1 protein-coding gene and 1 pseudogene are annotated in these 1961 nt (G+C 61.1%); one reads left to right on the top strand and one right to left on the bottom strand.

The features are described from left to right. Nucleotides 1–193: pseudogene (locus tag HNQ08_RS27015) on the bottom strand (alpha/beta fold hydrolase); the annotation flags it as partial. A 128-nt stretch (nucleotides 194–321) separates the two neighbouring features. Here HNQ08_RS27015 and HNQ08_RS27010 point away from each other — a divergent pair. Continuing rightward, nucleotides 322–882: a TetR/AcrR family transcriptional regulator gene (locus tag HNQ08_RS27010; RefSeq protein ID WP_184138557.1), complete on the top strand. Its 561-nt coding sequence runs from the start codon at nucleotides 322–324 to the stop codon at nucleotides 880–882. Nucleotides 883–1961: the final 1079 nt, after the last annotated feature.

The following is a 1961-nucleotide window of genomic DNA, read 5'->3' as shown; positions in this document are numbered from 1 at the left end:
GGGCGAACAGTTCGCCGCTGAGCGGATAGCCGTGCAGCAGCAGCATGGGGGTGCCGCTGCCCTGCGAGACGTAGTGAATCTGCGCGCCGTTGACCAGCAGCAGGCCTTCCTGCCGCCCACCCTCCGAACCGCCCGCCAGCGCCGCGCCGGAAAGCAGGCCAGCCATCAATCCTGTCGTCATTCCCTTTTTCATAAGTGCTCCTTCGGCGCTGGCCGATCGGCAGCCAGCGCCTCTGCTCTTGCGAGTCAGTCAACTGTCCGACTGAGCCTAATGGGGAGAGAGCCCCAGAAACTGAACGGCACTTCATGGCATCTTGACCTGTGGACGAGCACACCCCCAGCCGACGGACGCAGATAATCCGCGCCGCCTTGCAGCGGTACCGCACCCACACGGTGTCCGGGACGACGCTCAGAGACGTGGCGCAGGCGGCTGGGATTCCGCTGGGCAACCTGTATTACTACTTCAAGACCCGGGACGACCTGGTGCTTGCGGTGCTGGAGGAATGTGAACAGGAACTGCAGGCGCTGTTGAACCGCCTGGCACCATTGGCACCCCTGAGCTGGTTGCAGGCCTACTTCGACTGGGTGCTGAGCGATCCGGAGCAGGCCACCGCGCTGGGGTGCCCGTTCGGGACCCTGGCCGGCGAATTACGCGCCCTGGGTCACCCAGCGGCGGACCGTGGGGCGCAGATCGTGGGTCACTACCGGAAGGCAGTGATCAGGCAGGCGGAAGCCGCAGGCGTCACGAGCGACGTCTTTCTAGCGGTCCAGGGTGCGTACACCGTGTCACGCATTCTGGATGACCCGGCCCTTTTCGCACAGAGTATTCGGAACATCCGGGACGCAGCGTTGTCAAGACAGGTGCAGGACAGGATGCACTAAACCTGACTTTAAGTGTCCCTCTCAAAGCGACGGTTCACATCCTATGGTTACCTCAGCAGCTCAGGGCCCTGCCATGTCCTCCAACCACAGCGAGCCCACCGAACGACATCAACCGCTTCGGTAAGGGGCTAAAATTTTGCAAGGTTGATCTCTTACCGAACAGCTGCTGCTGGGCATCACGGCGTCGGCGCTGTACCGCTGAGTCGAGCGTCCTTTCCGGCTGGGCCGATGGGACCACAGGGACCCCAGCCGGCGTCAGGCCCAGCTCTATCCGGTGGCTGCGCTCGACGCCCTGGTGATTGGGGTGGGCGCTGAGGCCCTGACCACTGACGGCCTGCCGGACTGCGCGAGCGTGAATGGTGTGACTGGGAGGGGACACCGGGGTTTCCAGTAATCCCTGGACGAGGTCTGTACGATGGCCGATGGTGTCCGGCATGGGTTGTGACGCGCAGTGGACGAGAATGGTTCGTGCTCGATACTCTTCAATGGCGCTGCAATACGGACGTGGCGAAGACCTTCCAGACCAGACTACGAGGTGAATATGACGTTCCAGAGGTCATTCACACTGATGGGCTGCGCAGCCTGGGGCTCCCATCCGGGAACCCCCGGGCTTGAGAGACGTCGATCACCAGCCGGTGATTTCCACGGCCCGGTATAACAACCTGGCTGAACAGTCGCAGCGTCCCAACCGACGTCAGGAGCGACAGCAGCTTGGATCAGGCGGCAGAAACGACTTAAGATGCCTGAGTTTACACACCCGCATCACGAACCTTCACCCTCATTCGCGAGCAAGTGTTGCCGCCTCGGCCTGAAGAAATAAGAAGCAAGCGTTGCAGACGTGGTATGCCGTCTCGACAGGGGTTGCGGTCGGTCACTCCTCGCCAGCCAGCAGAAAATCACTTACCAGAATCAATGGACCTGGGGAAAGTCAAGCGCTCCTCCCTTCGTCAATGTTCAGAAAACATCTGCGATTTGGAGCTGCCATCAAGCTCCACACCAAAGTCGCGTATTTCATAGCTCATCAGCATCCGGTTGAAGGTCATGACTGGCGTGCTCGTCATGCGAAGCGGTAAGGCCAG

Source organism: Deinococcus humi, assembly GCF_014201875.1.
Lineage (GTDB): Bacteria > Deinococcota > Deinococci > Deinococcales > Deinococcaceae > Deinococcus > Deinococcus humi.
The sequence above is the reverse complement of the archived record's forward strand: the minus strand, read 5'-3'. Positions and strand labels throughout refer to the sequence as shown.